Here is a 26,979-nt window from a genome sequence, read left to right as displayed (position 1 = left end):
CCTAACTTTTCATTTGGGAAAGTTATTTAATATTAAGATTTATCTATTCAATTTTAGAATTTACTTTTTATAGCCTAACACTTTACCTTGAATATTTTCTTCGGGTAATAAACCGAAATCTTTACTGTCCGTTCCTCTCCACCACATATCAACTAACACAAAAACAGTATTTTCCTTAACCTTAATTGGTTCCATTGATGTATTAAAGTAGTGCTCCATTTCTTCTTTGTTAATATTCTTTAAATCAACTGTTTCAAAATATTCTTCTTTTGTTAATCCTAAGCTCATTGCCACACCATAGAAAGTATCTAATTTTTCGTCATTAATATAAACTTGCCCACCTTTAATCTTTACGATTTCATTGGGCAATCCGACAACTCTTCCTAAATACATTTTTGGGAGATTCTCATTCTTTTCAAGTTCGGAATCAAGCATCTGATAATAAATGACATCACCTCTTTGCAGTTTTTCACTGTAAGGCTCCACAACAAGTTCAGAATGTGACATTGTATTAAAGTCGTGATTTCCTCTATCCATAGCATCCAAATTCCATTCAACTAATAATTGTGATTCTTGAGGTGTCACAGTTCCCAATACTTCAGAAGTATTCTTATCAGTAATTGTATTTGTAGTTGCCACATTTCCTTGACTACAACCAACTAAAATAAAGATTGGTAATAGCACAGTTAAAAGTCTTATCTTAAGCACTCCTTCTTTGAAAGTGTTATTTAAATTATTCACTAAAACTGCCTATATCTTTTTTAACTTTAAACATTCCCAAAGCGATTTTGAAGTCACCCCTATTAGTTAGACGCATTTTTATCTCTACGACTTAATCCAAAAACTGCACATGCATAAATGAAGATGCCACTACATAACCACATCATTAATCCATCATATTCACCGTTTAAAAAAGTTACGTTTATTAATATAAATAACTGCATTAAACAAATTGAAATAAATAAATATAAAGAATTTTTCATACTAGGTACCTCCAAATTAATTTTATTTTAATTATGCCTGCAAATGTCTAAATATTTCCTGTCCCTAATATAACGTTAATAAATGACCAAGTTTTACTGAATGGAGACTTTTAGTTGATTTATAATTTAATTTAACCATATAATTACATAAATTGCAGGGGGTGTAATTTTGAAAAGGAAACACATTTTAATAGTTATTATCGTTATTTTAGTCGGTGTTTTGGGGTTGAAATTTATGATTGATAACAAAACATATTCAGCTAATAAAATTTTAGGAAATCCTGACTTTAGTGCAGTTAATCGAGAGATGGAAGTTATAAAAATTAAACATAATCCCCTTGAATTAATAACTATAGAAATTCCAGCAGAACAGCAAAAATTGCTTATTGAAAGCTTTAAAAATCTATCATTTAAAAAAAATAAAGATTCTCAAATAGAATACCATTATCGTATTAATTTCTCTTTAAACTCAAATTTTGCTTTTTATATAGATGTAGATAAGGGGATAATAGTGCTTTCTGATAAAAACCAAAAATTTGGGATTATAAATGATGTAAATTTCTTAGAAAATTTTAAAGAAATAATAGAAAATGAAAAAGAAGTAATTAATAGTAATTGAATCTTTGTATTTATGAAGCCAGTCATTTTCCTTCAGGGTGATGACTGGCTTTCTCTTATATTGTCACATAAGATTTAAGATAACTTTAAATTAACATATTTTACCTATAATTAACGTTTCCATCCCCCCTTCGAACTAATTTGGTATTATTAATCGAAGGGGGATGAGCTATGAAGAAAGCAAGTTTAGGCTTTGCACTAATAGTTATATGTATCGTCTTTTTTATTTTTGGTGGATATCGATTTACACCTTTGGCAGCCGCAAAAGCAAATTCATTTGTAACGAAGAATTTTGAACTTATTGGCGAATATAAAAATGACTCAAATAGTTTTTATTTATTTAAAAGCGACAGTAAACAACAATATAGAACCGTTTATGTGAATCAAAACAACTTAATTTACCATAGCAATAGTTCAACAGTAATTCCTTATAGTAAAGATAGTTTACAGACCATTGGTGGAATGAGTATTCAGTATGAAGACGAAACAGCGACGATCTTTATAGTTCATTCTCTTGATGAGAAAGTGGCTTCAATTAGCTTAGATACAGAATTTGGAATTGAAAGTAAAAAAATTACGAAGGATGAAATCGTATATTTTCTATTACCCTTTACAAAGCAAATTGACCAGCTCAATGCAGTAGCTTTAGATAAAAACGGCAATAAATTATATGAATACGGATACGAAAGTGATAACTTAATCAATGATTTAAAGTGGAATTACAGTACCCGCCTAAAATAAGGGTAAATTTTTCCGTTATTTAAAGGATGAAGCGTATTTTGGGGAAAATAAGGGAACGATTTACCGTTATTTTATATAAAAACCTGAAATTTCATGTTTTTTAAGTCAATAACGGAAATTTCTTCCCTTATTTCGTCTATTTTTTATGTCATTTTCAAAATAGCGGAAATTCCTTCCGCTATTTATATCATTACGCAATACAATTTACAAAAGCTTTGTAGTCACGTCGCCCGGAATGTAGTACAACGGACAGCTTCAACGCGTTTCTCCGTAGCAATTCTTATTTTTTCAATTTTGTCATCCCCAACTTATGGTGATGAACTATAATTCATCCCTGGCAATGGTTTGAGGATATTTTTGGAATACTGTGTCATTTTAATCGCCATTTATCTAGAGAGTTTACTGTCTAAATATAATGCTGCTTAGCGTGTCATTTACACTGTTTTTAATAAGGGTCTTTTCCTTATCCGTTTCTAATTTTCAAGGGAGTTTTATCTTAATCGTTATAAGTAGTAATCATCAAGACATAGTTACCGTAGAAATCAATTCTTCATTTTTAACTTGTAATATGTATTTCGATAAAACGTGATCTCTCCCACCATTTTCTTCATACCATTTTTTTATTTTATTTACGTGATTGAGATCTGCTTTTATTTTGGTTTCAATTTCAATATAAGCCTCATAGTTATCATATTCCCAAATAGCAAAAATTTCTTTAGTATGATCATCATTCGGTTTCATCCACCTGCCAATTAGCCGACTACCATGGCTCAATTGATTAGGTAAATTGGTTTCATTAAAGTGATGATAAAATCGGTCTACAAATTCATTTTTTACAACGTAATATTTTCTACGATAGAACATTTTTATAACCTCCATCTAAAAATTAAATTTAACCCCATTTTTTCTTAAAAGCGTTTCTATTTGAAAAAACTATGCAATGAATTTTGCAAACCAGGCAACATAATGTGCTCCTGGAATAAATAAAATTTGGGCTAATAATGTTCCTAAAAATCTTGAGCTCATCATCATAACAGAAGCTCTTTTTAATTCAGAATAATTTCCTTTTTTATTAATTACATCATCAGCCAAAATAGATATTTTAGGATCAATAAATATAATTAATAACATTGTGGCTATACCATTTATCAAACCCGAAGCCATAATTGCAGTTGTTTGGTATTCAGGAACCAATAAGCTAGCATACAAGGCCGATAACACCCCTATTGTATAAACAGCAGTAATAACAATATTAATGATAAATAGCTTTATTGGAATATCACGTATCCCTATTCCTCGTAAATATGACAGGCTTGGCTTGTGTAAATGTTTGAATCCCCTACTTATATAGTCGAATGTAAAACCTTTTTTCAATAAAGCTGGGATTGAACCCCTTTCATCAGCTAAATGAATAATCGCTCTAGAAAAAATGGCTACAAAGGTCGGTAAACAAATAATACCAAGCAACGTACCGAGTGAAGCTGAGGCTATAAGAAATCGGAATTGATGCTCGACAAATTGTAAAGCATGATCGGCAGGTGCATTATCGATCAAGCTCCCTGTAAATGGCTGCTGCATCATGTTAGATAATCTTGAAACCATCACCATTACATTAAAAAGTGATAAAGCTGATGCTAATAAGCGAACACGAGAGCCAGAAAGTCGCACTGCGTACGCTAATGTTTCTATTGAGTGAATGATTAATATAAATAAAGCAATCATTATGAGTTTTTCTGTTAAAAGTTCTATTGCCCCCACCTACCATATCCTAATTTTTACATTTCGACGTTTTAATTGTAAACTAGTTGCATCGCTTTCATACATTCGCATTTAGAAAGAGAGGATTAAATTGTAGAAATATATCAATAAAGAAAATGAAGTACAGTTTTATTATTCATTTATTTATATTGGCTTTTTTCAAGCGCTTCTTACAGGAATTGTAGTCATTCGCTATATTAGTTTCTTCTCGGCAGGTTTAGTTACATCAATATGGATAGGAATTAACTCATTAATTAAATACAAAAAGAAAAAATTTGAATGATCCACCGACACAGTGGTAACTTTTCAGATGATTTACACTAGTATTAAAGTTAGAATAATAGATAGTCACCTGGGATGGAGGGGAATTTATGCGTGTTTTCTTTATAATCAGTGTTTTCTTGTCAGGCTTAGTTACACTTGGCGCAATATGGACTGTGCATCAAATGACTGCAAATTTCAATCCTGATGGTAGTAATCCAATGTGGAGTAATGGAAATCCTGGTTTGTTTTTTATGCTGTGGCCTATGCCGTTTGTTTTCTATTTTTTATTTACAATGCTATTCGTATTTGAGGAGTTTCATAATAAATATAAAGCGAAAAAGAAACGTTTTATTACGGGCTATACATTACTATTTATAGCTCTCGTTAGTTTCACTTTATATCAAATAATAGATTTTAATAGAGTGGCTCAACCTTATTTTGAATATGAAATCGGCTACCTTAATCCATATACAAATAATTTATTTTTCAATGTATGGACGTTATTAGCGGCACTATGTATTCCGGCTATCTTATCTTTTTATTTAGAAGGGCGTAATAAAAATATTATGGATGCGAGGGGTTAAGTATGAAGTTAGGCTTGAAAAATAACGAGGTGGTCATTGTTCCGTATGCTCCTGAATGGAAAGATGAATTTAACAAAGCAAAAACGGAAATTCTTCAAATTACTCATTTAAAACCGAACCAAATTGAGCACATTGGAAGTACTTCTATCGAGGGGATTCGGGCTAAGCCGATTATTGATCTTTTAATAGGTGTCGAAAGTCTGGCAGCACTTGATAAAACATTTTTCAAAAACCTTCAAAATGCAGGATTTTACAGGTTGCAGGTGGAAAGACCAAACGAAATTGTTTGTGCCAAGTTTACAGATGATACATTTGAAACAAAAACACACTTTATTCATATTGTTGAGATAGAGAAGGAAAAATGGAATCAAATGCTATTCTTCAGAGATTATTTAAATACTCATCAAGATATTAAAAAGCAGTATGAAAATCTAAAAGAATCCTTCTTTAGTACAGAACTAAAAGGCATTCAATCCTATACAGATTATAAAGAGCAATTTGTACAATCTGTCTTTGAGAAGATGAAAAGTAAGTAACTCCAATATAAAAGCATTAATCCAGAATCACTTGAATTAATGCTTATTGTAGGATATGATTTCCTACAAACACTATTCGTGATATGGTTAATCCTTTTCCGGAACGAATCCGTATAATTGATGTTCTTCGATGTATTTGTACACTTTTTCAGGCATATAGAATTTTGGATGATGCCCGATTTCAAACTCATCACGAATATAAGAAGAACTGATATTGTTGTCTACTTGCCAATAAATGAAGTCAAAGTGGTCTTCGTATTTTCGAAGTAGTTTATCTTTCGCAATGGTTTCATGCATATCAATGTTTTCTCTTCGAATCACAACGAATTTATTTTCTTTTAAAAGGTCCTCTTTGTGTGACCACTTTTCGCCACTCGCAATGTCGCGAAGCAAGTCTGCTCCCATTAAGAAATACAAGTCATGTCCTTTGTATTTTTCCATTTCTCGTAATTTTCGCATTGTGTTATATGTTTGTATATCCCACGGAGGTTGGTGCAATTCGATATCTTCGATTTCAAACTTGCTATGTCCCTCGATGGCTAATTTAAGCATATTTACACGATGTTCATCGCTGACGTGCATATCTTTATCTTTTCGGTGATTATTCGAAGGCATTAAAAAGATTTTATCAAACCCTTTTCGTTCCAACATTTCTTGAATAGTATTTAAATGCCCTGTTGTAATAGGGTCAAATGCACTTCCTAAAAATCCATATTTCGCCATGTCTTTTCCTCTTTTCTTTTTTAAAAAACTTGGAAGGAGGGTTATCCCCCCTTAGTTAATCAATCATTTCTTGCACTTTCGCTTTAACTTCTTCGATTTTTTTCATTTTGTTATCCCAACATTTTTGACTTAAATCAACAGGGTATTCTTCTGGATGTAATGTTCGTGTGTACTCATCCCAAAGTAATGTAAGGTTTTCTTTTGCATACACTTTGATTTTTTCAATGTTAGGGATTGCGTATACAAGTTCTCCCGCAACGAAGATATCTTCGTGGAGTTTTTTTGCTTTAAAACCCGTTACGAATTTTGAAATATAGGTATGAACGGGATGGAACATTTTTAATCGTTCTTCTTGTTCTGGGTTTTCTGTATCGAGCGCGATATAATCACCTTCGCTTTTCCCACTTGCTACATTAATAATGCGATAAGGTGTTTTTAATCCCGGTGTTGATACTTTTTCAGGGTTTCCTGAAATTTTAATAGTATCTTCAAATTCCCCTTGGTCATTTTCAATCGCAACCATTTTGTACACCGCGCCAAGTGCGGGTTGGTCATAAGCTGTAATTAATTTTGTTCCAATTCCCCATGTATCAATTTTAGCCCCTTGTGCTTTTAAGTTGATGATTGTATATTCATCTAAATCGTTTGAAGCGGTGATTTTTGCCTTTTTGTAACCCGCTTTATCCAACATTTTTCTTGCTTCTTTTGATAAGTAAGCTAGGTCTCCGCTATCTAAGCGAATTCCAACGAAATTGATTTTATCGCCCATTTCTTTAGCTACACGAATAGCATTTGGTACACCTGAACGAAGCGTGTCATACGTATCCACTAAGAACACACAATTTTTATGTGTTTCCGCATACTTTTTGAATGAAGTATAATCATCTTGATAAGTTTGTACCAATGCATGGGCGTGAGTGCCAACAGCAGGAATGCCGAACTTTTTACTTGCGCGAACATTACTCGTACCTTCAAACCCGCCTATATAAGCTGCTCTTGTACCCCAAATAGCCGCATCTAATTCTTGCGCTCTACGTGTACCGAATTCGAACGCAACGTCTTCACCAACCACTTGTTTAATACGAGCCGCTTTTGTCGCAATGAGTGTTTGATAATTGACAATGTTCAAAATTGCTGTTTCGATGATTTGAGCTTGAGCAAGTGGCGCTTCTACTCGAATTAGTGGTTCGTTCGCAAAAGCCAATTCCCCTTCTTTCATCGCACGGATATCCCCTGTAAAACGCATGTTTGCTAGATAGTCTAAAAATTCTTTATCATAACCACCTTCTTCACGAAGATAGTCGATATCGCTTTCTGAGAATTTAAACCCCTTTAAGTATTGAATTACACGTTCTAAGCCCGCAAAAATTGTATAACCATTTCCGAACGGTAATTTTCTGAAATACACTTCAAAGATTGCCTTTTTTTCTGCAATACCGTCTTTAAAGTATGTTTCCGCCATGTTAATTTGGTAAAGGTCTGTGTGAAGCGTTAAGCTATCGTCTTGATATTTTTTCATTATAATTTCCTCCTAAGGTTTGTAATCATTAGGAGCGAGAAAACCCGCCCCCTGTTAAAGTGTCACTTCCGTAGATAACACACGTTGAATGCCATATTTTTTTTCTAATTCTTGAAATGCTTGTTCAGTTGTTTCTTCATATCCAGCAATAGGACTCGTACAGTCTTCTAATAAATAGATATTTTTCGTAAGTTCTTTGTTATGGTCATAAAATTCAACGATTTGACGAACCGATTCTAATACACAATGCGATTTCGCTTCTCCTGCGATAAAGATTTTATCGTAATTTTTAAGAGATAATAAGAACTCAGTATTTTCGCCTTCTGCATAAAGAGAATATTCCGGTTTGATAATACCGTACATTTCGCTTAACGGGTCTTTTCCTTTGGTTATTTTTTGAACCGGTGTTTTTCGTGCAATCGAATGGAAATGGATCATATTTGAGAATTGCCCTTCTAAAGCTGCACCGAATGTACCTTCAATACAGTGATATGTCCAAATACATAATTGCTTTTTACCGATTTTTTCAAGGTTCTCTACGTAATCAGCACTTGCTTTTTCGTAATTAATAGCTTTCCATTTACCGGTTTTTACATTTTCTGCTGTGATAATCGTAAATGGATTTGGGTGATTCCCCTGTTCATCCACCCACCAGCAAGGATGGAAAATTTGGTGTAATTCATGCGTATCAAGAGATACTGCAATGTCGGTGATTTTTTCTAAATTCCGATAGAGGAAATGTGTTGTATTTTCAATATCCTTATGGGAATTTGGTACACCGAGTTCTCCGTTTTCCATGAAATCGTTTTGAAAATCGATACCGATAAATAACACCTTTTCCTTATCTTCAACAGAAGGTTTGAATTTTTCTTGTTTTGCTGATGTTAGCAAATCGTTAAGCTTCGCTGTATTCGCTTTTCCTATTTCCTCAATATGAACAATCTTTTCAAAATTTGTTTTCATATAATCCACTCCTTTTTTATTAATAACAATTCAGCAATTGTTAATTATTTTTTATAAAAAATAATCGTTTTTAAATGCTAAAAATTGAAATTTGAAATTTTTGTCATCGAACTTAATTCCAAATGGACGGTACAGGCTCAACTTCTTCGAATTTGTACAATTTTGAAGGTCGTTTATTTTTACCTGTTGGTTCGGTTACTTTCGGATTCCCTTGTACGTCTTTTGCTTCTTCAATGAAATCAAGTGATGGTGCTTTTCGGAAAAAGGCAGATTTTGTGTTTACCACGTTGTCATCAATCACCGCTAATAATACTTGTCGTAATTCTTCTAACTTGAATTCTTCTGGTAAGAAGTTTTTTGCTACTGTTGTTTGTTGCATATCTTTTTTAACTGATGAAATTGCATCTTCGATAATTTGACGATGGTCGAAAGCAATGTCCAATTTAAACACTTCATCAATCGTGAATAATTGCACTTCCGCTGCATCATCTGCTGCTCTTCGGTCTTGTATATGTTGTTCAGGTACAATCGCATAATGAGCGTTTGAAATAATCCAACCTCTCTTATCACGACCAAATGTATCGTACACGCCGAAATGTTTAATATGAACACCTTTAATACTTGTTTCTTCTAATAACTCTCTTTTCGCTGATTCAAATGCACTCCCCTTATCCCCTTCGATTTGTGTGAAGCCGCCGGGTAATGCCCACTTGTTGCCTTCAATATTCGGTTCGCCCTCTGCGTCAAGTTCAGCTCGTTTAATCAACATTAAAGCTAAGCAATATCTCGAACTTTTTTCATCTTTTGCTGTGTAATGTTCGTTTGGTAAAAGTGTAAAGATGGCGATATCTGATGTGTAACCATCGGGTGTGCGGTATTTACTTGTGTCATAATTTTTTAATGCTTCTTTTTCTGAATGATACTTTGCCATTTTAATTCCTCCTAAGTGAGAATATTCATACTTGATATTACAAATCCGTTCTAAAGAATAAGAATAAGTGTATGTTTTTTATTAACAATTAACAATTTGTTAATTTAAATATATACGATGATTTAATGAATTGCAAGAAAAAAATAAAGTTTTTTCTTATGGGTACATTTAAGGAGTGAAAATATGGAAAACAATAATCGTTTTTACTTCAGAGATGTTCCATTTATTATTTGTAGTGCTCATCAAAATTCCCCCTAAATAAAAAATCATTGTGTTTATTTATGTATCGATAGTTGAAGAATACTCAATCCTCCACTACTTCAATCAAATCCGAATAGATCTCAACAAAATATGTTTCCAATAACTCTCGCAACTCATCATTAAGCTTGTAATAATCATCTGTCGCTTTTTCCACAATACTATAAAATTCGTCTTCTTCAATTTCATCATTTTCTAAGGCAACGTACAAGCTCCATAACTTTTTACCATACTGCTTCTCAATCAACGCATAATTGTGAGCACCGATTTCTTCAAGGGCGCCAATTAGTTTATTCAAGTAATTCTCTATTCCCATCTCATTAATTTCCTGCCCAAACCATCTGAATAAACTTTCATGGCCTCCACTTTCGAGTTCAGAATAGTAATGATAGACAATGGTTGCATTATTTAAAATAGGGTCTTCTGATGACAAACTTGATTCACTTAAAACAGCCATTACAGCATTCGTGATATCTGTCTTACTCAATAAATCTTTTCTTTGTATTTTTGGTTTCATAGCATTCCCTCCAATTGATCTTGTACAAGTTCAATGTTGCCTTAAATGTTGCCTTAATTGAAGTATACCTTTCCAAACGATAATTTGTTAACTTATCCCCCGTACAATTCTGCTCCCAAACTTCAAGGGGCACTTCAATTTGTGCTTACGTTATAGATTCGCACAATACTGAAGAACCCCCGAAACAAACGCATTCTATTGCAATTTTTCCTGTATGATCGCATCATCTTCATGAATGGTACGGTTAATATCAATTAATTTTCCTTTTGTCGTGTTCGTCTTTTCCATCTTTATGACATACGTATTTGGTAGTGCGATTTCCGTACATACAATATCTTTTTCTTTACGAATATCTTCAGGGTAATTTAACTTTAAAATTAATGATTCCCCTTCTTTTTTAACACTCTCGAATACTCTGCCACAGCCATTTGAATAGGCCGTTACAAAAAGAACTTCCTCTGAATCAAAGTCTATTGCATGGACTGGATCAAACTCGAATATTTCAGCCCATTTTAAATATAGTTTTTCTTCCTGTACGATTGAAATGCTTGAACCGATTTCTGGAGGCATGTAGTCTAAATGGTGCAGCAATTCGAAGTCAATATTATCTTTCGCTGCGTCTTCCCCACTGTTTTCACCCGAATTCCCTGTCTGCTCACCTGTATTACAGGCAGCCAATAACATAATTAGTACAAACATGTATGGTAACCATTTTTTCATTGTATTCCACCTCATTTCTTTCTTAATTAGTCGCATGAAGCAGAAAAAAGTTTCGTAATTAACTAGAATGCATTTATACTGAACTTCGGCAATAGCTTTTTAAAGTTCACATGAACACGTCAAATAATCTAATTATTCAGCAAGTAAGCTTTTAAGTTTTTTTGACGTATAATGTAATTGTTTATCCAACTATTACACCATTCTCTTGGAGGGTTCGTACAAATGAGTACACGTATTGAAAAAGACTTTTTAGGCACATTAGAAATTCCAAAGGACGCATATTACGGCGTTCAGACAACTCGTGCAATAGAAAACTTCCCCATCACAAAAATGACTATGCATCCGGAATTGATCCGTGCATTTGCCATTGTGAAAAAAAGCTCAGCACTTGCGAATGCAGCGATCGGTAAATTAGACGCAACAATTGCTAATGCGATTGCGCAAGCATCTGATGACATTATTAAAGGGCATTTACACGATCAATTCGTTGTAGATCCAATTCAAGGCGGCGCAGGTACTTCAATGAACATGAATGCCAATGAAGTCATTGCTAACCGTGCGTTAGAAATATTAGGGGAAGAAAAAGGTACTTATTCAATCATCAGTCCTAACAGCCATGTCAATATGGCTCAATCAACAAATGATGCATTCCCATCTGCTATTCATATCGCAACAGTAGCAACTTTAGATAAGTTAATTATGGCGATGGAAGTAATGCGTGACAGTTTCATTCAAAAATCAGTAGAATTTGATTCCATTGTAAAAATGGGTCGTACTCATTTACAAGATGCAGTACCAATCCGTTTAGGTCAAGAATTTGGTGCATACGCGGCAGTAGTAGCACGTGATATTGCCCGTATTAAAAAAGCTCAGCAAACAATGCTGCAAATCAATATCGGTGCAACTGCTATCGGTACTGGTTTAAATGCAGATACACAATATATGAAATTAGCTGTAGAAAACATTGCTGCTTATAGTGGATTCCCATTCATTAAAGTAGATAATTTAATCGATGGTACACAAAATACAGATACGTATGCAGAAGTTTCATCAATGTTAAAAATCGCGATGATGAATATGTCGAAAATCGCTAATGATTTACGCTTAATGGCATCAGGTCCAAAAGCCGGTTTTGCAGAAATCCGTTTACCGGAACGCCAGCCGGGTTCATCGATTATGCCTGGTAAAGTCAATCCAGTTATGCCTGAAGTGATTAACCAAATTGCCTTCCAAGTAATCGGGAATGATGTCACAATCTCTCTTGCTTCTGAAGCAGGACAATTCGAATTGAATGTAATGGAACCGGTATTAGTATTCAACCTGTTACAATCAATTGAAATTATGACAAACGGTTTTACAGTATTCACTAAGTACTGCTTAGATCATATCGAAGCAAATGAAGCACGTTTACATGATTTTGTAGAACAATCAATCGGTGTCGTAACAGCTTTAGCTCCTCATTTAGGGTATGAGCGTTCAAGCCAAATTGCCCGTGAAGCACTTCACAGTGGTAAATCTGTACGTGAACTTTGCCTACAATATAATTATTTCACAATCGAACAATTGGATATTATTTTAAATCCATTTGAATTAACACAACCAGGTATTGCTGGGGAACGTGCTTTTGAGAAAAAAGTAATTCTATAATTATTAAAGAAAGCTCCACTGAGAAAATTTATTTCACAGTGGAGCTATTTTTTAACTAAATAATGTTTCCTTTGCTAAAGAAATAGCACGTTTACTTACTTCCAAACGATCCCCATCTGCATTTTTCTTAACGACATCATTTATTTCGTCAAAAATGGATTTTAGCTGTGCTTTCGGTTTTACACCAACCATTATAGGTGCTTGTTCAGTATCTACAGTACGCAGTTTTTCCTGCTTTTGTTCGATACCTTGATCTTCCCCAATTTTCGGGAAGGCTGTAGTTTGTTGATTTCTTGGACGAGTCTGGTTCGTTAAACTTGAGCTACCCGTACCAACAGATCGAATCATGAAAGATCACCCTTCTTTTTCCTACTTTTTTGTACATCAATATCCGCGTATATTTCGATTTCCTGAAGTGCCTGATTAGCGAGTTGATCCGCTTCACCATTTAATTTGCGGTCAATATATTCATAATGAGGTCGAATGCCAAGCTTTTGGAGCTTCGCATCAATTTTATCCGCCCATGTTGTGAGGACACTATCCGTTACTGCCCATTCGCCGTTCATTTCATTTATGACGACTTGTGAATCACCGTAAATTCTCACTTTTTGATGGTGGACCCCCATTTCCTCAAGCTGTTCAACAGCAAGATTCAGTGCCGCATATTCCGCTTCATTGTTTGATGTTAAATACTCCGCCAGTCGGTTCGTTCGCAAACGATAGTTTTTCCCATTCTGTTTATAATAGACGACTATCCCTAAACCAGCCAGCTTTTCTTCCCTATGAAAACCGCCATCGAAATACACCTCTACTTCAGAAGGTTCTGTTTCGAGTGATTTTAAATATTTTTTCAGTTCTTTTAATGTCCATGTACTGTCATGCTCATCTGTCATCACAATGTTTTTTGTCCGACCCGTATTTTCCATATCGAGTACGAGCGTATAGGCATGTGCAGCAGGAATTGCCTCACTTCGCCATGTGATTTCCTGCTTGGACTTTGTAATATATTGCCATTCAATCGTCAATTCCAATCGGCTCTCCCCTTCCATCTGTCAGTTGCTGTAATTTTTCATTAAAGAACCAGTTAATACACAGTGTACTAACCATTATGCCAACTATAAACGGTGGTGATACAAAAAGTAAAAAATCCGCACTGCCGATCGGTACTTTTAGAACCGTTCCGAAAACGATTGGCTGAAGCACACAAAAAACAAGACTTGTGTATAAAAGAGCACGTTTGCTGTAACGCTTGCGCATGATGTACAACACATAATACCAAGGGATGACGACAAAGAAGTAAATCGGCAAAACATAAACAATTATGGACACGGCCGTACCGAATGTAATTGCTTCATTCGCATAAGGTATTGCAACCGCTATAAAAACAATAACCGCCATTACATAAGGTAAAAAACCTGTTAAAATGATTTGCCAACTTTTCATCCGATTCCCCCTATTTTCCATCATTATATCAAACCCCATTTGCCTATACAAAATTTGTTTTTGAGGGTATAGTACAGGGGGTGATAAAATGAAAGTAAAATTTTATGAAAATAATGAAAAACGAGTAATGGGTATTACACTCAAAGATTCAGCATTTGCCGAGGATAATAATATGGCCCTGCATGTTTGCAAAAACGAAGCCAATATTATCGAAAACCGCCAGCAGCTCGCATCACTGCTGCAAACTGATTTATCAAGGTTTGTGTGCGCCAACCAAACACATAGTGCCAACTTCTTCCGCGTTGAGAAATCAGAAATTGGCAAAGGGACAATAGATAATTCTACAGCCATTTCCGATACCGATGCCCTCTATACGTATGAACCGAATGTCGTGATCTCAAGCTTTACTGCCGATTGTGTACCAGTCTTATTTTATAATGAAAAAACTAAATTAGTCGGTGCCGTTCATTCTGGCTGGCAAGGTACGATTAAAGAGATTACTTTAAAGCTGCTCCAGCATTTAAAAACAGAGGAAAATTGTGATTTGAGTGATTTAAAAGTATTAATCGGACCTGCAATTAGCCAGGAAAAATTTGAAGTGGATGCAGATGTGCAGGAGAAATTCAAAGCGCTCGGCTATGCGGATGATTTTATGTACTGGAATGAAGATACAGGTAAATTCCATATCGATAATCAGTTAACCGTGAAAAAGCAATGTATGCTCGCAGGAGTTCCTGAAGAGAATATTACAATTGACCGCATGTGCACGTTTATGGATGATGAAGGATTTTCCCATCGCCAAGACCGCGGTACAGGGAGACATTTGAGTTTTGTTATGCGGAGAGAATAGATTCTTGTGTCTGTAAATTATTTCTTGATAGGTGGATTTAATGGTTATTTAATATTCCCTATACTATCTATGAAAAAGCCTAGTTCCTAGATAAAGGTTGAGGAATTAGGCTTTTCTGATTTTATATTTATATCTGATGATTTTTAAAAGACTTATATGTCAAAGCAGTTAGCAAAATAGATATAATGACAGCAGTAAAAATCATCATGATGGGTTGCACTACAGAAAAACCAAAAAGGTTATAAAACACGCCAAGTTCAAAGTGTTCTGCAGCATTCATCATATTTATAGGGAACAAACCAAGTAAAATATGTGCCGTATAAGAAATCTCCGATACATCTATTTTAGGAATGTACAGGACTGCAGCAGATAAAATAACAGTTATAAATGGATTTTTTGCTTTGGAAGATATGAACAAAGTGATTGCTGCCATAAATACCAGTCCTATCAAACTTAAACCCATTGAAAACAGATTTAATTTTAAAAAGGTAAAATTATAAGGAGATTGATAATACCAGCTATGAAGCTGTATATTAGCATTCCCCCCATCTAACCCGTAAATTGCTGCATGAAGAATAAAATTTACCGTTGCAAAGAATAAATAAACGACTAGTGTGAAAATAAATGAACTTATTAACTTTGCTACGATCACTTTATTTTTTCCATACTTTGTCGTTAAAATAATTGCATCTGTTTTTTGACTGTATTCGTCCGAAAAAACAGGAGATAAACTGATAACAATGATCGCACTTACAACTAAAGCTAAGAATATTGAAAAACTTGAACTCATTCTTTCCCAACCATCGTAATAGTCGAAATAGAAAGGTACTTGAACTTGCTCATACATGTTTAGTAGTTGATCCACTTGACTACTCGTACCAACAGGCCTTGCCTTATCTGTTGCAGGCCCCTTTAGTATATTGTCATAGATACCATCCAAATTACCCGAATTTAAGTCCGATATTATATTAGGCAACCGCTCTTCTTGCACACCTATAACTGGTAAAATACCCCAATATTCAGGTTTTTTTTGAGCAGCTTCAATGTTTATTTGGTTAATATAATCCTCATTGAGGTAGCCACTTAATTGTCCCTGACGATTTCTTTCATTTTCAATGGCTTGAAAACCCTTTATTTTTTCTGTTTCTGTAATGTAGGAGGTTTCAGTCATTGCGCCAAAGAAAATTGAAGTTAGACTTATTATGAGTGCTGTAATTATTATTAAGATTGTACTGCGCTTTCGGATAATTTTTCTGAGCTCAAACGAAATAAGTCCCCTCATTTCATTTCACCTTCCTCAAAATAATGAAGATACAGATCTTCAAGATTAGAGACGCTATTAATTGCATGATTAAAGGGCTTTTTTTCAGAAACAATTCTAATATAGACCATGTCATTTTCATGTTTTAAATTACTGATAGTAAATTTTTGTCCTAATTCATTTGCTTCATCTTTTGTTACTATACCTTCCCATACATAGCCTTCTATACTACGTGTAATTTCCTTAACGCTTCCCTTGTGTAAAAGCTTCCCTGTTTTCATCACAATGATTTCATCTGCAATATACTCAACATCAGAAACTATATGTGTGGATAAAATAATAATTCTATCATTGCTTAACGAACTGATAAGATTTCTAAAGCGAACTCTTTCCTTTGGATCGAGGCCTGCAGTCGGTTCATCCAATATTAATATTTTCGGGTCATTTAGCATTGCTTGAGCAATTCCTAATCGTTGCCGCATTCCACCCGAAAATGTTTTTATTTTTTTGTCTTTTTCATCAATTAGACCTACTAAGTCCATCAATTCTAAACTTTTTTGCTTCGCTTTGAAATGAGGAATTCCTTTTAAAGAAGCAATATACATAAGAAAATCAAATGCTTTAAAATCGGGATAGTAGCCAAAGTTTTGAGGGAGGTACCCCAATATGTCCCGATAATCTTCACCGAGCTTATTTATTTCTGTTTCATTGTATTTTATTTTGCCAGCTGTCGGTTTTAATATGCCAGTGACTAACTTCAATAGTGTTGTTTTTCCCGCCCCATTCGCACCAAGTAATCCATAAACCCCTGCATTAAATTTAGTTGTAAATGCGTCAACAGCAGTCTTATTTTCATATTTTTTACAAATTTTTTCTATTGATAGTTCCATAACATTTCCCCTCCACCTTGAGTTGCTTTAATTAACTTAATTATTTCAATGAATAAAGTACCTACTGAAAAAACCAACAAAATAATCCACATAAATGTTGATGTAAGTAAATACCATACATTAAACACAGAAAGGGATCCCAGTACAATTGCAATAATTAAACTAGCAATTAAACAACTGATAACAACTTGTTTCCCATGAAATTTTCTAAGTAAAAACAAATAGATACTATTTGCGAAATTAAACGGAACAAGTAAATACAGCACACCATTTACAAAACTAATTTCATAAAAAATACTAGTCGTAGCTATTAGTATCGTTATAATCAATAAGTCGATTAGTCCTATTATCATTAGGCGTATAGCAATTAACTTTTGGAGATTAAACTTGCTAGTAGATTCGATTTCCCACATATTATAGCTAAAACTTTTTGCGAGTTCGGGTATTGCAACTACTGCAATAATCGGAGCTACGATAGAAAGTATCGTAATAATTGTTTGATGATCATCGATACCATGGGTTGAGAGTGACATGGATAATAAAATGAGTAAAAGGAGTATCGCTTGAACAATCCATATGTAAGAAGAAATATATTTTATCTGCCCTATAAATAATTCTCTAAATGGCATTTTGTAACGAATAGGCGTTTTTTCAAATTCCCGTTTGGCAAGCTGTACCGTTTTATCAACCATTAAATTAGGTATTTGAGGAACCTGATAATTTTTTAATGTATCTTTTATCTTTTTATTCTTCAAAATACGTCCTCCCTATTTAAGATTTTTTTCAATTTATCCAGCCCTTGTTTTAATCTTGATTTCGTAGTGGCAAGAGAAGCTCCTGTTATTTCGGATATCTCCTTTAGTTTCATATCATGATAAAAGCGTAGAATAATCACATCTTTTTGAATATCTGGCAAACTTCCTAATGCCTTTATAATAATCTCTGATTGTTCTAATCTTTTGAAATTACTATCACGATCTGGAACATCCAATAAATCTATGTCTTCAACAACAGCTCCCTTCTTTTTGTAATAATCATGGCATATGTTTCTCGCTATAATAAAAAGGTAATTTCTAAATTTACCTTTATGAACATAGTTATGTATATACTTTGCAAGCCTCAAAAACACTTCTTGCGTTAAATCGGCAGCAACAGAAGTATTTGCTGTTTTTCTAAAACAATAGCTGTATATATCGTTATAGTATTTCCTGATTATTGTATCGAGCGCATCACTATTACCTTGCTGTATTTGCCTTATAAGTCTTTTATCCTCCAACCCGTATCACCACCCAAACATTTACATTTTTCTTGTATATTTAGTTTAACTATTAAATACATAAAAAGGATTTAATATTCATCTACTTTTTTATTTGATACTGGTAAAAAGACCGGAAATCCATGCTAAAATTACTTAAATATTGCGAAATGGTAATTATCAACTAACTGGCAGGTTGGTAGGTGATGAAGACGGTGGAAAGAAGGCGGTTAAATGGAGGTAAATAAAAGAAGGAAGATCATAGGAAAAGGGAAAATAATAATAATCTTGAGCGTGCTATTATTTATTTTTCTTTATTATTACTATGTCTCAATTATATATTTTGGAACAATTGAAATTAGAGAATTAAAACAAGATAATAATGACTTTGTTGTAGTTGTAGAAGGAGACTTTGGTGTTAAAGAAGCTATTCTTAATGAGAAAGATTCATTTAACATAATTGAAAATGAACAGCGCAGAGAAGGGAATATTGCCGAGATATGGAATGACTTATCAGAAGATGATTATTTCATGAGAATAAAGGTTTATAAAAATCGTAATGACTTTGAGTTAGAAGAAATCTACCTTGATTAAAACATTTTACTATTAAGGGATTCAAGGGAAAACAGGGATTTTTTATTAGAACATTTTGATTAGATATTAGAAACTCCGGGCTGAATATTAGAAGATTTTCGGGCGATATTTGCACATTTCAACAGCTTATTAGCACATCGTACGGATATATTAAAAACTGAAATTTTTTTAGCACATTTTCCACGATATTAGAAAATCCAACCCGGTTATTAGAAAATGAAAACCAAACTACTAAACTAGATAAAACAAGCGTCTCCAAACTAGGAGACGCTTCTTCACATTTATAGACTTTCAATTCTCTCTACATCTGCTGCAGTTAATTCGAAATCGAAAAGATCTAGATTCGCTGCTTGATTTTCATGGTTGTGTGATTTGGGAATAACGATTACACCACGCGCAATTTGATATTTTAGTAATACTTGTGCGCCAGTTTTTCCATACGCTTTACCGATTTCATCCAACACCTCATTTTGATGAGCTTCCGTTTTCATCGGTCCCCATGCAACAGGTGTAATGCCCTCTTCTTCTAATAAGGCAAGAAGTTCATTGTTCTTCTCTTTCAAATTAATTTGTATTTGGTTAACTGCTGGCTTCACCTTCGCGAATTCTTTCAATTCATCTAGCTGGCTTTTTCCAAAGTTCGAAACGCCGATTGCTTTTAGTTTACCTGCCTCGTAATATTCTTCAAAGACTTTCCAAGTATTTTTTAACTGTTCCTTGTCTTCAATAGGGAAATGAATTAGAAGCAAGTCCAGATAATCTGTTTGGAAATTTTTTAAACTAGAATCGATAGCTGCTCTAGTCGCTTCCTTTGAAGAAATATATTCTTCATTCGCCGGAACTTTTGTCGTAATAAATAACTCTTCTCGAGGCACATTACTTTCTGCTAAAACTCTTCCGACAAGCTCTTCGTTGTTATACATAATAGCACCGTCTATTGATCGATATCCCAACTCAAGTGCTGATACGAGTTCAGGAATTTCATTTTTTAATGCTCCTTTAAATTCGTTATTTTCTTTTCCATACGTATTTGTACCGGTACCAACAATCGGCATTTTTACTCCATTATTAAGTGTGATGTATTCCATAGTTTAAGCACTCCCTTGAATATCTGATTATTTTTCCTGCTTCATATATCATAACGAAAAATGGAATTTTCAGAAAGTAATAGGTAAAGGTCTCCTCTTTTCCTGATGAATAAAAAAAGAGACACAAATCAAAATTGTGTCTCTTCTCCCCTGTCTATACTATTTTTTACTAAAAAGGTCCGTGCTGTGCGGTACATGTTTTTTTGCTGTTGGATCAATAAACAATCGTGCCGCATTGATTGCAACCGGCGCTTCACCGAATCCAGTTGCAATCAATTTCACTTTCCCATCGTATGTTGTAACGTCACCAACAGCATAGATTCCTTCGATATTTGTTTCCATTTTAGAGTTGACGATAATGGAATTTTTCTCAATTTCCAAACCCCATTCTTTGATTGGACCTAATGAGGATTTAAATCCATAGTTTACGATGATGTCATCAACTTCGAGTGTTTCTTTTTCGCCATCTGCATTGACAATGACGATTTGTTTAATACCGTTTTCATCGCCAAACAACTCATTAGGCATATAAGGTGTTTTAATGTCTACACTTGACTTGAACAGATTTTCAACACTGTGCTCATGTGCTCGGAATTGATTTCGTCTATGAACAATCGTAACTTTTTTAGCAATTGGCTCAAGCATAAGCGACCAGTCGATAGCTGAGTCACCTCCGCCGAAAATGACTACATTCTTTCCTTTAAATTCATTTATATCGTTGATGAAATAATGAAGGTTTTTACCCTCGTAATATTCCGCACCTTCAACTTCCAACTGTCTTGGCTGGAATGCACCAAGACCTGCTGTAATAATGATTGTTTTTGAATAATGGATTTCTTCGTTCGTTGTCAGCTTAAATGTACCATCCTCCAACTTAGTAATTCCTTCAACACTTTGTCCAGTTACGATCGCTTGGTCAAAAGCTGACATTTGTTCTTTTAGATTATTTACAAGTTCCTGCGCTCGCACCTTCGGAAATCCTGCGATATCATAAATATATTTATCTGGATAAAGAGCAGCAAGCTGTCCACCTAATTGGGATAGACTTTCAATTAACTTAACTTCAAGCTGGCGCATGCCTCCGTAGAATGCCGTAAACATACCTGCAGGGCCTCCACCGATAATCGTGACATCATATACCTTTGAATCTTCCTTCATATTGATGGCTCCTATCATTATTGGTTTATTTTTAAAAAAGATGGAGTGAGAAATTAGAGTGCTATTCTGTTATATCCATTTAACACTTCGATAGTAAGATTCCACTACAATCATTTTCAAAACCTATACTGCTTTTTATAATAGATATATTGTTATTTATGAATCATTAGCCTTCTTTATTCAGGAAGTGGGAATTTTTACAGTTTCACGCGTTGCAGTCTTAATGCGTTTAACACAACGGATACAGAACTGAATGCCATCGCTGCACCTGCTACCCATGGAGCGAGGAAACCAAATGCAGCAATCGGTATTCCGATCACATTATAGGCAAATGCCCAAAATAGATTTTGCTTAATATTCGTCATCGTTTTACGACTCATTAATATCGCATCTGCAATACTGTTTAAATCCCCGCGGATCAATGTAATATCGGCCGCTTCCATTGCGACGTCTGTTCCTGTGCCAATCGCCATACCAATATGTGCGACAGCAAGAGCTGGGGCATCGTTAATTCCGTCACCAACCATCGCTACTTTAAGACCTTGCTGCTGTAAATTTTCGATTTGCTGTGCCTTTTGCTCTGGAAGTACTTCTGCGATGACTTCATCAATACCCACTTCAGCTGCAATCGCTTGAGCCGTACGTTCATTATCACCCGTAAGCATAATGACTTTCAGACCTAGCGCATGTAAACGGTTTACCGCTTCTGCAGATGTTTCCTTTACGGTATCCGCAACGGCAACGATCGCCGCTAATTGATGATTTATAGCCACTAGCATAGCTGTTTTTCCATGTTGCTCAAACGAAACCATCTGCGTTTCAATTTGATCATTCATATCAATTTGTCGTTGACGTAATAGTTTTCTCGTCCCAACAACTACTTCACTGTCATTCACTTGTGCTTCAATACCGAGCCCCGGAAGCGCCTGAAAGCTTGAAACTGTCGGCAACTCAATACCGCGCTGTAATACTCCCTCTACTATTGCTTCTGCTAGAGGATGCTCTGATTGTTTTTCTGCTGCTGCAACAATGCTTAGCACATCATTTTCATTAAAGCCATTGAACATAACCACATCCGTTAAAACAGGCTTACCGTTTGTAACCGTTCCTGTTTTATCCACGACAACAGTATCGACAAAACCGGTTTGTTCCAGATGTTCGCCACCTTTGAACAAGATGCCGAATTGCGCTGCACGCCCTGAGCCGGCCATGATTGAAGTCGGTGTTGCCAATCCTAGTGCACATGGACAAGCGATAACGAGTACGGCAATCGTCGCTTCGAATGCCTGGATAAATTCTCCGCCGATTAACCACCATGCTATAAACGTTAATGCAGCAATTCCAATAACTACCGGTACAAAAATACTTGATATTTTATCCGCAAGTCGTTGAATCGGTGCTTTGGAGCCTTGTGCAGATTCGACGATTTTAATGATTTGCGCAAGTGCTGTTTCATGACCTACCTTTAACGCTTTCATCTCAATTGAACCATTTTTATTAAGGGTTGCACCATATACAAGATGCCCCTCACTTTTTTCAATCGGTAAGCTTTCGCCTGTCAGCATAGATTCATCAACAGCCGAGATCCCGGATATTACTTCCCCGTCGACAGGGATTTTTTCACCAGGCTTGACTCTGATGTGATCGCCTATTCGTACTTCTTCTAGTGGAACTAACTGTTCAACTCCATCGCGAATCACAAGAGCCGATTTTGCCTGCATGCCCATTAATTGTTTAATAGCTTGTGAAGATTTCCCCTTTGCACGAGCTTCAAATAATTTACCTAATAAAATTAACGTAATTAGTACAGCGCTCGTTTCAAAATATAAATGCGGCATATGGCCACTTGGATGTGCCAGCATTTGATAAATACTATAAAAATACGCTGCACTCGTCCCCATGGCAACAAGCACATCCATATTGGCCGAACCATTTCGTAGCGATTTATAGGCACCCTCGTAAAATTGCCAGCCGATTATAAATTGGACTGGTGTAGCTAAACTAAGCTGTATCCACGGATTCATTAAAAGATCCGGAACATATAAAAAGCTTGTAAACGAAAAGTGAGCTACCATCGTCCATAAAAGTGGTAATGACAGTATGGCTGCTGCTATGAATTTAATAGTTTGATGCTGGATTGCCTTCTCCCGATGATCGACCGGGTTTCCTTCAACTACTGGCTGTGCACCAAAACCAATTTTTTCAATGCGTGCAATAATATCTGTAACGGAAACTTCGGAAGGGTTAAACTCTACTGTCGCTTTTTCCAATGCCAGATTCACATTTGCATTTGAAATACCATCAAGTTTTCCAAGAACTTTCTCAATTCTTGCCGAACACGCAGCGCATGTCATCCCCTCGATTGTAAAATCGACTTTTTCCTTTACAACATCATAACCAAGAGCCTGTATTTTTTTCTCGATTTCCAGTGGCTTCAGTACCGTTTCATCATACTGGACAGCCGCTTTTTCAATAGCTAGATTGACATTGGCAGATTTGACACCATCCATTCGGTTTAAGCCTTTTTCAATGCGCGTTGCACAAGCTGCACATGTCATGCCCGTCACTTGTACAGTCAGTTCCTTTGTCATACTTCCACCTCACCTATACCTATTGGGGGTATAAAACTTTTAAAAAGAGAGGTTCTCTACTATTAATATAGAGAACCTTACCATTTAAACTACATCGTATCCTTGTTCATCAATTGTTTCTTTAATTTGCTCCACAGTCACAGTATCTTCGTTATATGCAACTGCTACCTTTTTTTCAGCCAGGTCAACTTTTACTTCCTGTACACCAGCTAATGCGCCAACACTTGTTTCTACAGCTTTTACACAATGCCCGCATGTCATACCATTTACATTTAAAATTACGTTTTCCATTCTCGAACACTCCTTATTTTTTCATCATTTTTTGAATTGTAACGACTAGCTCGTCTAATACTTCCGTATCGCCTTCATTTAAACGATCGACTACACAGCCTTTTAGATGACCTTCCAGCAAAATCTTTGCGACACTATTTAAAGCCGATTGAGTGGCCGATAATTGTGTAATGACATCATCACAGTAAATGTCTTTCTCAATCATACCTTTAATCCCACGAATTTGCCCTTCTATACGATTTAACCTTGTCGTCAAATCTTTTTTGATTGGTTCAGGATGATGACTTTTACGACAGCTCACTTCAAGAGTGTCCAATATTTCATTGTTTTCATGAATCATGCAATCAATCCCCCTTACTTATTTTTACATTATCATACCTATAAGGGGTATGTAAAGTATGAAGATGTTCTTATTTATATGCAACTTCCACCCACATATACATGCAAAAAAAAAGCGCTGAAGCTCTTCTAAAGGAACTTCAACGCATTTATTTTATATAAACACCATAATGGAATTTTGCAGTTAATCGGACATCCCGTTTAAATTGATACCGTTCAAACCAATCCGATTTATAATGTGCTTTTAAAACAACTCTTCTTTTAGCAACCCGCTTTGCTTCTGTCACCCATTCGTCCGTTAACGGTATATGGTCACCTGCAAAGCGTAATGCTTCGAAATTTGTCGATTCCTCGATGACTTCCTCGAACATTGGATCCATGTATACAACATCAAAGCTGGCATCTTCCTGCTTTTTTAAAAATTCTAGCGCTGTAGAATGTATGACTTCGATATTTCGCATACAGCCAGTTAACGGAAGTTCGGTCGTATCGTATGTTTGCATTCCTGTTTTCACAATAAACGCTACATTTTTATCTATTTCCAAACCCGTCACTTTACCTGTTTCACCTACTGCAAATGCTGCTAATAAGCTGTCAGATCCGATTCCGAGCGTACAATCTAAAAAAGTATCGCCTTTTTGTAAAGCAGACGCTGTAAGTAATGGCTCTTCTTCACCACGAGCGACACGTTTTAATCGAAAGGCAGCTGAATTCGGATGAAAAAAGAAAGGCGCCTCGGCACCTTTCGCATAGTATTCATAACGATTTTTACCCGCAACGATTACGTTCGCATCATAAATTTCAGCAAGTTTACGTACAGAACGTTTTTGTCTTGGTATAATTTCTGCATTTAGTTCCTGACTTGCCAATTCAGCTAATTTTAGCGATTGCTCGTCTGGTCTACCTGCAGTCGTGACGATTGTTAATCGGCGCATACTTGCTTTAACACATCTACTAAATGATCACGAATTTGCTCCATTGGGAAGCCTTCGATTTGTTCACGTGGAATGAAATATGCTAATTGACCGCCTTTTAAAATGGCCATAGAAGGCGAACTTGGTGGCACTTCATCAAAATAGCCGCGCATCGCTGCTGTTGCTTCAGGGTCTTGACCAGCAAAAACCGTTACTAATTGGTCCGGTTTTACCTCCGCCACTGCTTCACGGGCAGCCGGGCGTGCTAAACCTGCCGCACAACCACATACTGAGTTAATGACAACAAGAGCTGTCCCCTTCGTTTCTGCCATGAATTCATGTACGCTATCTGCCGTTGTTAATTGTGTGAAGCCCGAATTTTCAAGCTCTGTACGCATTGGCTGTGTTACTTGACGCATGTATTCATCGTAAGCATTCATATTTTTACCCTCTTTCATATCTATTCACAATGCCCATTATAACAAGGTTTTTCCGAGTTGTACAAAGATTGGTTTTTCATCTTTTTTCGGATTGTTTCGGAATTTATGTTGCTTTTTTGTTGCTTTTTTTGAAACACGCACAGCAAAGATTTTTTTACCGATTTTTGCTAAGTTTCTAAATTGGTTGAATTTTATACACTTTGTTTATTGTTATACATTAACACAAAAAGCCCGTCACCACTGGGTTTATTCAGTAGTAACGGGCTTGTAAAATTAATTTCATATTTAATTATAAAGTTGGGGGATTTTGAATAAATTGCGCCCATTTTGTATACGTTTCAATAAGGGCAGGTGAACTATTTATACCATCAATAATACTTTTCGAACCCTCTAACATTCTTTTAATCACTGATTGTTTAGGTTTATCAGCTTCACTTTCAGCTTGAGCAGTTTCCACTAACTCTTTCAATTCTTCCTTAGCATTTTGCTCCAACTCTGAAGCATCAATTTCTTTTAATAAAGTCTTTAATATATCTTCAGAAATACCATTATTAGTAACAGTACTATTGGCATAATCACCAGTACTAATAGCAGAATTTTTAACATCAGTAAATGTATATTGTCTGTTATCACTATTAACCATAACGAAAATTGATCTCCCTTCATCTTTTAATAAACCCATGGAAATGAGTTCATTAATTGTCTTAACTTCTTTTATACCATCATGTATTCTCTTCCGATTTGGCTCTTTTTTTTTTGAACATCTTTTAAATAGTCTTCTGTAAATGAAAAAACAAGAATAAAATTTTCTGGCTCAAAGTCATTTTCACTACATGAATAACAATCAAAGTAGTCTTCTTCAACAGGTTCATCTAATAAAAACTCATCACATTTATGGTTATTAGGGCAAAGTAAAATCTTCTTTGCTATTAACTCAAACTCATTTTTGCTCATTAAATACTTAAATACTTGATTATAATAGGTATCATCTAACTCCAGGGCATCAAGTATATTTTCTACAGTAAAATCCACAATAGAAGGAGAGTTGGAAGCCCATCGACTTAGAATATTATTAATTTCAAAATACGATAAACCCATATATC

At 35.2% G+C, this 26,979-nt stretch carries 33 protein-coding genes; 7 read left to right on the top strand and 26 right to left on the bottom strand.

The annotated features are described in order from the left end of the window. Nucleotides 1-60: 60 nt before the first annotated feature. Both lepB and MKY13_RS08020 read right to left on the bottom strand, forming a co-directional pair. Complete coding sequence (lepB, locus tag MKY13_RS08025) at nucleotides 61-741, bottom strand: signal peptidase I (protein ID WP_339216365.1); 681 nt, start codon at nucleotides 739-741, stop codon at nucleotides 61-63. 62 nt (nucleotides 742-803) lie between these two features. After that, complete coding sequence (locus tag MKY13_RS08020) at nucleotides 804-983, bottom strand: hypothetical protein (protein ID WP_191699157.1); 180 nt, start codon at nucleotides 981-983, stop codon at nucleotides 804-806. 169 nt (nucleotides 984-1,152) lie between these two features. On the opposite strand from MKY13_RS08020, the gene MKY13_RS08015 reads away from it, so the two are divergent. Together MKY13_RS08015 and MKY13_RS08010 are read left to right on the top strand one after the other, a co-directional pair. Continuing rightward, on the top strand, nucleotides 1,153-1,602 hold the full coding sequence (locus MKY13_RS08015; protein WP_191699158.1) for a hypothetical protein: 450 nt from the start codon (nucleotides 1,153-1,155) through the stop codon (nucleotides 1,600-1,602). Between the two features lie 170 nt (nucleotides 1,603-1,772). Continuing rightward, nucleotides 1,773-2,342: a hypothetical protein gene (locus MKY13_RS08010; protein ID WP_191699159.1), complete on the top strand. Its 570-nt coding sequence runs from the start codon at nucleotides 1,773-1,775 to the stop codon at nucleotides 2,340-2,342. A gap of 519 nt (nucleotides 2,343-2,861) precedes the next feature. On the opposite strand, the gene MKY13_RS08005 is transcribed toward MKY13_RS08010, so the two are convergent. Next, nucleotides 2,862-3,206, bottom strand: a complete 345-nt coding sequence (locus MKY13_RS08005) for an NIPSNAP family protein (protein ID WP_339216363.1) — start codon at nucleotides 3,204-3,206, stop codon at nucleotides 2,862-2,864. 69 nt (nucleotides 3,207-3,275) lie between these two features. After that, nucleotides 3,276-4,064, bottom strand: a complete 789-nt coding sequence (locus tag MKY13_RS08000) for a lipid II flippase Amj family protein (RefSeq protein ID WP_339216361.1) — start codon at nucleotides 4,062-4,064, stop codon at nucleotides 3,276-3,278. Between the two features lie 407 nt (nucleotides 4,065-4,471). On the opposite strand from MKY13_RS08000, the gene MKY13_RS07995 reads away from it, so the two are divergent. Together MKY13_RS07995 and MKY13_RS07990 are read left to right on the top strand one after the other, a co-directional pair. Continuing rightward, the gene (locus tag MKY13_RS07995; RefSeq protein WP_339216359.1) at nucleotides 4,472-4,948 is read left to right on the top strand and encodes a hypothetical protein; all 477 of its coding nucleotides are present in this window, start codon (nucleotides 4,472-4,474) and stop codon (nucleotides 4,946-4,948) included. A 2-nt stretch (nucleotides 4,949-4,950) separates the two neighbouring features. Beyond that, on the top strand, nucleotides 4,951-5,484 hold the full coding sequence (locus MKY13_RS07990) for a GrpB family protein (protein WP_339216357.1): 534 nt from the start codon (nucleotides 4,951-4,953) through the stop codon (nucleotides 5,482-5,484). 87 nt (nucleotides 5,485-5,571) lie between these two features. Here the strand turns inward: MKY13_RS07990 and nadD are convergent, their stop codons facing one another. The 6 genes from nadD to MKY13_RS07960 all read right to left on the bottom strand — a co-directional run bounded on the left by nadD (nucleotide 5,572) and on the right by MKY13_RS07960 (nucleotide 11,115). Further along, a complete protein-coding gene (nadD, locus tag MKY13_RS07985; RefSeq protein WP_339216355.1) occupies nucleotides 5,572-6,207 on the bottom strand; it encodes a nicotinate (nicotinamide) nucleotide adenylyltransferase in 636 nt (211 codons plus the stop codon). A gap of 55 nt (nucleotides 6,208-6,262) precedes the next feature. Continuing rightward, complete coding sequence (locus tag MKY13_RS07980; protein WP_339216353.1) at nucleotides 6,263-7,726, bottom strand: nicotinate phosphoribosyltransferase; 1,464 nt, start codon at nucleotides 7,724-7,726, stop codon at nucleotides 6,263-6,265. Between the two features lie 54 nt (nucleotides 7,727-7,780). Beyond that, nucleotides 7,781-8,689, bottom strand: coding sequence for a hypothetical protein (locus tag MKY13_RS07975; RefSeq protein WP_339216351.1), 909 nt, complete (start codon nucleotides 8,687-8,689; stop codon nucleotides 7,781-7,783). Between the two features lie 112 nt (nucleotides 8,690-8,801). Next, the gene (locus MKY13_RS07970; protein WP_339216349.1) at nucleotides 8,802-9,620 is read right to left on the bottom strand and encodes an NUDIX hydrolase; all 819 of its coding nucleotides are present in this window, start codon (nucleotides 9,618-9,620) and stop codon (nucleotides 8,802-8,804) included. Nucleotides 9,621-9,924: 304 nt separating this feature from the next. Next, nucleotides 9,925-10,395 (bottom strand): hypothetical protein, encoded by a 471-nt coding sequence (locus MKY13_RS07965; protein WP_339216348.1) that lies wholly within the window; start codon nucleotides 10,393-10,395, stop codon nucleotides 9,925-9,927. A gap of 195 nt (nucleotides 10,396-10,590) precedes the next feature. Then, the gene (locus MKY13_RS07960) at nucleotides 10,591-11,115 is read right to left on the bottom strand and encodes a dehydrogenase (RefSeq protein WP_339216346.1); all 525 of its coding nucleotides are present in this window, start codon (nucleotides 11,113-11,115) and stop codon (nucleotides 10,591-10,593) included. Nucleotides 11,116-11,337: 222 nt separating this feature from the next. Between MKY13_RS07960 and aspA the strand changes: the two genes are divergently transcribed. Continuing rightward, nucleotides 11,338-12,762: an aspartate ammonia-lyase gene (aspA, locus tag MKY13_RS07955; protein ID WP_339216344.1), complete on the top strand. Its 1,425-nt coding sequence runs from the start codon at nucleotides 11,338-11,340 to the stop codon at nucleotides 12,760-12,762. 51 nt (nucleotides 12,763-12,813) lie between these two features. Here aspA and MKY13_RS07950 read toward each other — a convergent pair whose 3' ends face one another. Genes MKY13_RS07950 through MKY13_RS07940 form a run of 3 tightly spaced genes read right to left on the bottom strand, consistent with a single transcriptional unit; the run spans nucleotide 12,814 to nucleotide 14,205 of the window. Next, the gene (locus MKY13_RS07950; RefSeq protein WP_339216342.1) at nucleotides 12,814-13,110 is read right to left on the bottom strand and encodes a DNA primase; all 297 of its coding nucleotides are present in this window, start codon (nucleotides 13,108-13,110) and stop codon (nucleotides 12,814-12,816) included. Next, complete coding sequence (locus MKY13_RS07945; protein WP_339216340.1) at nucleotides 13,107-13,793, bottom strand: reverse transcriptase-like protein; 687 nt, start codon at nucleotides 13,791-13,793, stop codon at nucleotides 13,107-13,109. Before MKY13_RS07945 ends, MKY13_RS07950 begins: the two co-directional genes overlap by 4 nt. Further along, a complete protein-coding gene (locus MKY13_RS07940) occupies nucleotides 13,777-14,205 on the bottom strand; it encodes an ATPase (protein ID WP_339216338.1) in 429 nt (142 codons plus the stop codon). The genes MKY13_RS07945 and MKY13_RS07940 overlap by 17 nt, the downstream gene beginning before the upstream one ends. An 88-nt stretch (nucleotides 14,206-14,293) precedes the next feature. On the opposite strand from MKY13_RS07940, the gene pgeF reads away from it, so the two are divergent. Further along, entirely contained in the window at nucleotides 14,294-15,055 is a 762-nt protein-coding gene (gene pgeF, locus MKY13_RS07935) for a peptidoglycan editing factor PgeF (protein ID WP_339216336.1), read from the top strand. Between the two features lie 127 nt (nucleotides 15,056-15,182). Here the strand turns inward: pgeF and MKY13_RS07930 are convergent, their stop codons facing one another. Genes MKY13_RS07930 through MKY13_RS07915 form a run of 4 tightly spaced genes read right to left on the bottom strand, consistent with a single transcriptional unit; the run spans nucleotide 15,183 to nucleotide 18,482 of the window. Continuing rightward, on the bottom strand, nucleotides 15,183-16,337 hold the full coding sequence (locus tag MKY13_RS07930) for a hypothetical protein (RefSeq protein WP_339216335.1): 1,155 nt from the start codon (nucleotides 16,335-16,337) through the stop codon (nucleotides 15,183-15,185). After that, nucleotides 16,334-17,206, bottom strand: coding sequence for an ABC transporter ATP-binding protein (locus MKY13_RS07925; protein ID WP_339216334.1), 873 nt, complete (start codon nucleotides 17,204-17,206; stop codon nucleotides 16,334-16,336). The genes MKY13_RS07930 and MKY13_RS07925 overlap by 4 nt, the downstream gene beginning before the upstream one ends. Next, the gene (locus MKY13_RS07920; protein ID WP_339216332.1) at nucleotides 17,191-17,961 is read right to left on the bottom strand and encodes a hypothetical protein; all 771 of its coding nucleotides are present in this window, start codon (nucleotides 17,959-17,961) and stop codon (nucleotides 17,191-17,193) included. The genes MKY13_RS07925 and MKY13_RS07920 overlap by 16 nt, the downstream gene beginning before the upstream one ends. Continuing rightward, a complete protein-coding gene (locus MKY13_RS07915; RefSeq protein WP_339216330.1) occupies nucleotides 17,958-18,482 on the bottom strand; it encodes an RNA polymerase sigma factor in 525 nt (174 codons plus the stop codon). The genes MKY13_RS07920 and MKY13_RS07915 overlap by 4 nt, the downstream gene beginning before the upstream one ends. A 213-nt stretch (nucleotides 18,483-18,695) precedes the next feature. Between MKY13_RS07915 and MKY13_RS07910 the strand changes: the two genes are divergently transcribed. Continuing rightward, nucleotides 18,696-19,055 carry a hypothetical protein gene (locus MKY13_RS07910; RefSeq protein WP_339216328.1) on the top strand — a complete coding sequence of 120 codons (360 nt, stop codon included), beginning with the start codon at nucleotides 18,696-18,698 and terminating at the stop codon, nucleotides 19,053-19,055. A 281-nt stretch (nucleotides 19,056-19,336) separates the two neighbouring features. On the opposite strand, the gene MKY13_RS07905 is transcribed toward MKY13_RS07910, so the two are convergent. The 9 genes from MKY13_RS07905 to MKY13_RS07865 form a co-directional block, all read right to left on the bottom strand. Beyond that, a complete protein-coding gene (locus MKY13_RS07905; RefSeq protein WP_339216326.1) occupies nucleotides 19,337-20,143 on the bottom strand; it encodes an aldo/keto reductase in 807 nt (268 codons plus the stop codon). A gap of 159 nt (nucleotides 20,144-20,302) precedes the next feature. Then, nucleotides 20,303-21,301 carry an NAD(P)/FAD-dependent oxidoreductase gene (locus MKY13_RS07900; RefSeq protein ID WP_339216325.1) on the bottom strand — a complete coding sequence of 333 codons (999 nt, stop codon included), beginning with the start codon at nucleotides 21,299-21,301 and terminating at the stop codon, nucleotides 20,303-20,305. Between the two features lie 197 nt (nucleotides 21,302-21,498). Beyond that, entirely contained in the window at nucleotides 21,499-23,892 is a 2,394-nt protein-coding gene (locus MKY13_RS07895) for a heavy metal translocating P-type ATPase (RefSeq protein ID WP_339216323.1), read from the bottom strand. An 84-nt stretch (nucleotides 23,893-23,976) separates the two neighbouring features. After that, the gene (copZ, locus tag MKY13_RS07890) at nucleotides 23,977-24,183 is read right to left on the bottom strand and encodes a copper chaperone CopZ (RefSeq protein ID WP_191699178.1); all 207 of its coding nucleotides are present in this window, start codon (nucleotides 24,181-24,183) and stop codon (nucleotides 23,977-23,979) included. 13 nt (nucleotides 24,184-24,196) lie between these two features. Next, a complete protein-coding gene (locus tag MKY13_RS07885) occupies nucleotides 24,197-24,523 on the bottom strand; it encodes a metal-sensitive transcriptional regulator (protein WP_339216320.1) in 327 nt (108 codons plus the stop codon). Nucleotides 24,524-24,671: 148 nt separating this feature from the next. Continuing rightward, nucleotides 24,672-25,457 (bottom strand): class I SAM-dependent methyltransferase, encoded by a 786-nt coding sequence (locus tag MKY13_RS07880; protein ID WP_339216318.1) that lies wholly within the window; start codon nucleotides 25,455-25,457, stop codon nucleotides 24,672-24,674. Next, entirely contained in the window at nucleotides 25,445-25,876 is a 432-nt protein-coding gene (locus MKY13_RS07875) for a BrxA/BrxB family bacilliredoxin (protein ID WP_339216316.1), read from the bottom strand. Before MKY13_RS07875 ends, MKY13_RS07880 begins: the two co-directional genes overlap by 13 nt. A gap of 289 nt (nucleotides 25,877-26,165) precedes the next feature. Next, nucleotides 26,166-26,558 carry a hypothetical protein gene (locus MKY13_RS07870; protein WP_339216314.1) on the bottom strand — a complete coding sequence of 131 codons (393 nt, stop codon included), beginning with the start codon at nucleotides 26,556-26,558 and terminating at the stop codon, nucleotides 26,166-26,168. 32 nt (nucleotides 26,559-26,590) lie between these two features. Next, complete coding sequence (locus tag MKY13_RS07865; protein WP_339216312.1) at nucleotides 26,591-26,974, bottom strand: hypothetical protein; 384 nt, start codon at nucleotides 26,972-26,974, stop codon at nucleotides 26,591-26,593. Nucleotides 26,975-26,979: the final 5 nt, after the last annotated feature.

It is taken from the genome of Solibacillus sp. FSL W8-0372, assembly GCF_037969735.1.
In the GTDB taxonomy this organism is placed as follows: Bacteria; Bacillota; Bacilli; order Bacillales_A; family Planococcaceae; genus Solibacillus; species Solibacillus faecavium.
The sequence above is the reverse complement of the archived record's forward strand: the minus strand, read 5'-3'. Positions and strand labels throughout refer to the sequence as shown.